We start from the raw sequence: 5,271 nt of genomic DNA on the forward strand, positions 1-5,271 counted from the left end.
GCGCCAATGCGGTGTTCTATCTGGCGGTGGCCGATCGGTTCTTCGCGCCGGTGATCGAAGAGCTCGGCCGCGCCGGGCTTGTTCGACAATCGCACGGGGCGTGGCGTCGGGTCATCGTCGAGAAGCCGTTCGGGCACGACCTCCCATCGGCCGAGGCGCTCAACGCGCGCATCCTCAAGGTGCTGTCCGAGGACCAGATCTATCGGATCGATCATTTCCTCGGCAAGGAGACGGTCCAGAACATTCTGGTGCTGCGCTTCGCCAACGGCATCTTCGAGCCGCTGTGGAACCGTGACCACGTCGAGCATGTCCAGATCACCGCCGCGGAGACGGTCGGGGTCGAGCGCCGGGGTCGGTTCTACGAGCGAACCGGCGCGTTGCGAGACATGGTGCCGAACCACCTTTTCCAGCTCCTCGCCATGATCGCGATGGAGCCGCCGATCTCGTTCGATGCCGACGCCGTGCGCGCCAAGAAGACCGAGCTCTTCCAGGCGATCCACCAGGTGCCGCCGGCCGACGTGGTACGGGCGCAGTACGGCGCGGGCGAGGTGCTCGGCCAGCCGGTTGGGGACTATCGGCACGAGCCCGATGTCGCGCCGGATTCCGTGACGGAAACCTATGTCGCGCTCAAGCTCGGCGTCGACAATTGGCGTTGGGCGGGCGTGCCGTTCTACCTGCGTACCGGCAAGCACCTGTCGGCCCGCACGACCGAGATCGCGATCCAGTTCCGCCAGGCGCCCTACGCGCTGTTCCGCGAGACGCCCGCCGAGCGCCTGCCCGCCAATATCCTGACGCTCCGCATTCAGCCGGACGAGGGACTGTCGATCAGTTTCAGTGCCAAACGGCCCGGCTCCGAGATCGAGATCGACGGCGTCGCGATGAACTTCTCGTATCGCGACTATTTCGCGCCGCTGGCTACGGTCGGCTACGAGACGCTGATCTACGACTGCCTCATCGGCGATGCCACGCTGTTCCAGCGGGCGGACACCGTCGAGGCGGCCTGGCGCGCCGTGCAGGGCGTGCTCGAGTCCTGGGCGAGCGATCCTGCCCGCGAGATTCCGCAATACGTCGCCGGCACCGCCGGTCCGGCCGCCGCCGACGATCTGCTCGCGCGCGATCGATGTGCCTGGTTGCCGATCGGGGCCGACGGCGCGCGCAGAAGGCATGGCGCGTGATGCGGCGCCGCGACGCTCCGCCGGCGAAGGCGCCAACGAGTTCGAGGTGACGGCATGAAGGCGACGCGAGCCCTCCACGACCTGGGTCAGAGCCTCTGGCTCGACAACATCACGCGCAACCTGTTGAGCTCCGGCACGCTCCGCCGCTACATCGACGAGTTGTCGGTGACCGGACTGACGTCGAACCCGACCATCTTCGACCACGCGATCAAGAACAGCGGCGACTACGACGCCGGCATCCGCACGCAGCTCGGGAAGGGCAGGTCCGGCGAGGACCTGTTCTTCGAGCTGGCGCTGGACGACATCACCCGTGCCGCCGACCTGTTCCGCCCGATCCACGAGCGGACCTGCGGCGTCGATGGTTGGGTGTCGCTGGAAGTCTCGCCCTTGCTGGCTCACGACACCAAGACCACCATCGCCGAGGCCAAGGACCTGCACGCCCGCGCGGGACGCCCCAACGTACTGATCAAGATTCCCGGAACCAGGGAAGGCCTGCCCGCGATCGAAGAGGCGATCTTCGCCGGGGTACCCGTCAACGTCACGCTCTTGTTCTCCCGTGAGCACTACCTGGCCGCCGCCGAAGCCTTCCTGCGCGGCGTCGAGCGACGCATCGATGCCGGGCTGCCGCCCGCCGTCGGCTCGGTGGCCTCGGTCTTCATCAGCCGCTGGGACGTCGCTGCCATGGGCAAGGTGCCCGCCGCTCTCAACGACCGGCTCGGCATCGCCGTCGCCAAGCGCACCTACAAGGCGTATCGCGACCTGCTCAATTGGCCGCGCTGGCTGCGCGCCTGCAATGCCGGCGCCCGCCCGCAACGGCTGCTGTGGGCCAGCACGGGGACCAAGGACCCGAAGGCGTCCGACGTCCTGTATGTCAAAGCCCTGGCGGCGCCGTTCACCGTCAACACCATGCCGGAGGCGACCTTGAACGCTCTTGCCGATCACGGCGACGTCGGCGCGGTGCTGCCTGCCGACGGCGGCGACTGCGAGCAGGTGCTGGCGCAGTTCGCCGAGGCCGGCATCGATATCGATGGGCTGGCGGCCGAGCTGCAGGACGAAGGAGCCAGGTCGTTCGTCAAGTCCTGGAACGACCTGATGGAGGTGATCGCGTCAAAGTCCGCCATGCTCGAGCGGACTGGCTAAGGTTGTGACTCTAATGCTTGCGTCGTGCGTGTCCCGGGCGCAGCGCAGCACGAAGCGCAGCGAAGTGGTGCGCTGTAGACCCGGGACCGTTACAGTCCGGGACACAAGCGCTCGGCATTGGAACATTGCACGGCGCAGGTTGGTTTCGCGATGAAGAACGCCGCCAAGAAGGTGCTGGTGGTCGACGTGGGCGGGACCTCGGTCAAGATCATCGCCACCGGGCAGAGGGAGCATCGGGCGTTTCCCTCGGGTCCCAGGCTGACGGCCAAACGCATGGTCGCGGAAGTCAAGAAGGCCGCCGCGGATTGGCGATATGACGCGGTCTCAATCGGCTATCCCGGCCCCGTTCTTCACGGGCGGCCGATCGCGGAACCGCCCAATCTCGGCCGCGGCTGGGTCAAGTTCGATTTCGCAGCCGCGTTCCGGCGTCCCGTGAAGATGGTCAATGACGCCGCCATGCAGGCCCTGGGGAGCTACAGGGGCGGCAAGATGCTGTTTCTGGGCCTGGGAACGGGGCTCGGATCCGCCATGATCGTCGACGGGATCGTGGAACCCATGGAGCTCGGCCATCTTCCTTACAAGAAGGCCACCTACGAGGATTACGTCGGGCGGCGCGGACTGCTGCGGCACGGCAAGAAGAAATGGCGGCGCCATGTTGCGGACGTGGTGGCCCGCCTGATCGCCGCGCTCGAGCCCGGCGATACCGTCATCGGCGGCGGCAACGTCAAGAAGCTCGCGAAATTGCCGCCGAAGACCCGCGCCGGGGAAAACGCCAATGCCTTCCGCGGCGGGTTTCGCCTGTGGGAGAAAGCGAAGGCGGGCGGGCGGGCTTCCCGACGCGGCGCAGCCGCTCGCACGAGATGAAAGGAGGCCCGCGATGACGTCACGCCCGAAGCCGCTCGCAAAGTCGACATCGCGCAAACGTGCGGCATGGGAGGCGCTCGAAAGTCACTATCGCGAGGTCAGCGGCCTGCATCTGCGAGACCTGTTCGCCAACGATCCCGCGCGCGGGACGCGGATGGCGGCGGAGGCCGCCGGCGTATACCTGGACTATTCGAAAAATCGCATCACCGACCAAACGCTCGAGCTGCTGATCCGGCTCGCCGACGACTCCGGCTTGCGCGGACGTATCGACGCGATGTTTCGAGGCGAGAAGATCAACAGCACGGAAGATCGGGCCGTCTTGCACGTCGCGTTGCGGGCGCCGAGAGGAGCATCCATCACGGTGGACGGCAAGAACGTCGTGCCCGAGGTGCACGCCGTGCTGGACAAGATGGCGGACTTCTCCAACCGGGTCCGTAACGGGCAATGGAGGGGCCACACCGGAAAACCGCTACGCAACGTCCTGAATATCGGGATCGGCGGCTCCGACCTGGGGCCGGTGATGGCATACGAGGCGCTGAAGCACTACAGCGACCGCGCCCTCACGTTTCGCTTCGTTTCCAACATCGACGGCACCGATTTCGTCGAGGCGACGCGCGATCTCGATCCGGCGGAGACGCTGTTCATCGTATCATCCAAGACATTCACGACGCTGGAGACTATGACCAACGCGCACAGCGCGCGCGATTGGCTGCTCCAGGGGCTGGGCGGAGACGTCAAAGCCGTGGCCAGGCATTTCGTCGCGGTGTCGACGAATGCCGCGGAGGTCTCCAAGTTCGGCATCGACACCGCCAACATGTTCGAGTTCTGGGACTGGGTCGGGGGCCGCTACTCGATGGACTCGGCGATCGGCCTCTCCACCATGCTGTCGATCGGTGCGGACAATTTCCGCGCCATGTTGAACGGTTTCCACGAGATCGACGAGCATTTCAGAGCCGCACCGTTCGAGCGCAACCTGCCGGCGCTCATGGGCCTGCTGGCGGTCTGGTACAACGATTTCTTCGGCGCGCAGACCGCCGCGGTATTGCCCTACGACCAGTATCTGAAGCGCTTCCCGGCCTATCTCCAGCAGCTGACGATGGAGAGCAACGGCAAGCACGTGACGCGCGAGGGGACGCCGGTCGAATGCCGGACCGGCCCGATCTACTGGGGCGAGCCCGGCACCAACGGCCAGCACTCCTTCTACCAGCTGATCCATCAGGGCACCCGGCTCATTCCCTGCGACTTCATCGCCTTCACGCGGGCGGTCAACGTGCTGGGCCGGCACCACGATATGCTCATGGCCAATGTTTTCGCCCAGACCGAGGCGTTGGCGTTCGGAAAGACGGCCGAGCAGGTGCAGGCGGAAGGCACGCCGGACTGGCTCGTGCCGCACCGCGTATGCGATGGCAATCGGCCGTCCAACCTCGTCCTGATGGACCGCTTGACGCCTGCGGCGCTCGGCAAGCTGGTCGCGCTCTACGAGCACAGCGTCTTCACCCAGGGCGTCATCTGGGACATCGACTCGTTCGACCAATGGGGCGTCGAGCTCGGCAAGGTGCTCGCCCAGCGCATCATTCCGGAGCTCGCGAGCGCGGCGGAGCCCGAGCTGCGCCACGACAGCTCGACGAACAGCCTGATCCGCCGCTACCGCGGGCTCAAAGACGCCTCGTGATGGCGGACCGCACGTTGGAGCAAGGCCATGCCGCTTGAACAGCCTGACGGAGACGAGCGCGCCGGCGTCGACGCGGTGAAGCTCGCTCCATCGATCCTCGCCGCCGACTTTGTCCGCTTGGGCGAGCAGGTCGCCGAGGCCGTCGGCGCCGGGGCCGACCGAATCCATGTCGACGTGATGGATGGACACTTCGTGCCCAATCTTTCGATGGGAGCGCCGATCGTCCAGGCCTTGCGGCGAGCGACGCGCTTGCCGCTCGAGACGCACATGATGATCTCCAATCCCGACCTCTTCATCGACGAGTTTTGCGAGGCCGGCGCAGATTCGTTTCTCATCCACTGGGAGGGCAACAACGACCTGTCGCGTACCGTGCGACGGATCAGGGCGTCGGGCAAACGTGTCGGCGCGGCGATCAACCCG

The 5,271-nt window shown here is 66.2% G+C and carries 5 protein-coding genes; all 5 read left to right on the plus strand.

Going from position 1 to position 5,271, the window contains the following annotated elements:
* Positions 1 to 1,175, plus strand: a 1,175-nt coding sequence (zwf, locus tag VH499_RS21585) for a glucose-6-phosphate dehydrogenase (RefSeq protein ID WP_332054828.1), incomplete at its 5' end; no start/stop codon positions are given.
* Positions 1,176 to 1,229: 54 nt separating this feature from the next.
* Positions 1,230 to 2,315 carry a transaldolase gene (tal, locus tag VH499_RS21590; protein ID WP_332054829.1) on the plus strand — a complete coding sequence of 362 codons (1,086 nt, stop codon included), beginning with the start codon at positions 1,230 to 1,232 and terminating at the stop codon, positions 2,313 to 2,315.
* 150 nt (positions 2,316 to 2,465) lie between these two features.
* Positions 2,466 to 3,179 (plus strand): ROK family protein, encoded by a 714-nt coding sequence (locus tag VH499_RS21595; RefSeq protein WP_332054830.1) that lies wholly within the window; start codon positions 2,466 to 2,468, stop codon positions 3,177 to 3,179.
* 13 nt (positions 3,180 to 3,192) lie between these two features.
* Positions 3,193 to 4,851: a glucose-6-phosphate isomerase gene (gene pgi, locus VH499_RS21600; protein WP_332054831.1), complete on the plus strand. Its 1,659-nt coding sequence runs from the start codon at positions 3,193 to 3,195 to the stop codon at positions 4,849 to 4,851.
* Between the two features lie 27 nt (positions 4,852 to 4,878).
* A partial coding sequence (locus VH499_RS21605) for a ribulose-phosphate 3-epimerase (protein ID WP_332054832.1) occupies positions 4,879 to 5,271 on the plus strand: 393 nt, incomplete at its 3' end.

Source organism: Reyranella sp. (assembly GCF_036558665.1).
In the GTDB taxonomy this organism is placed as follows: Bacteria; Pseudomonadota; Alphaproteobacteria; order Reyranellales; family Reyranellaceae; genus Reyranella.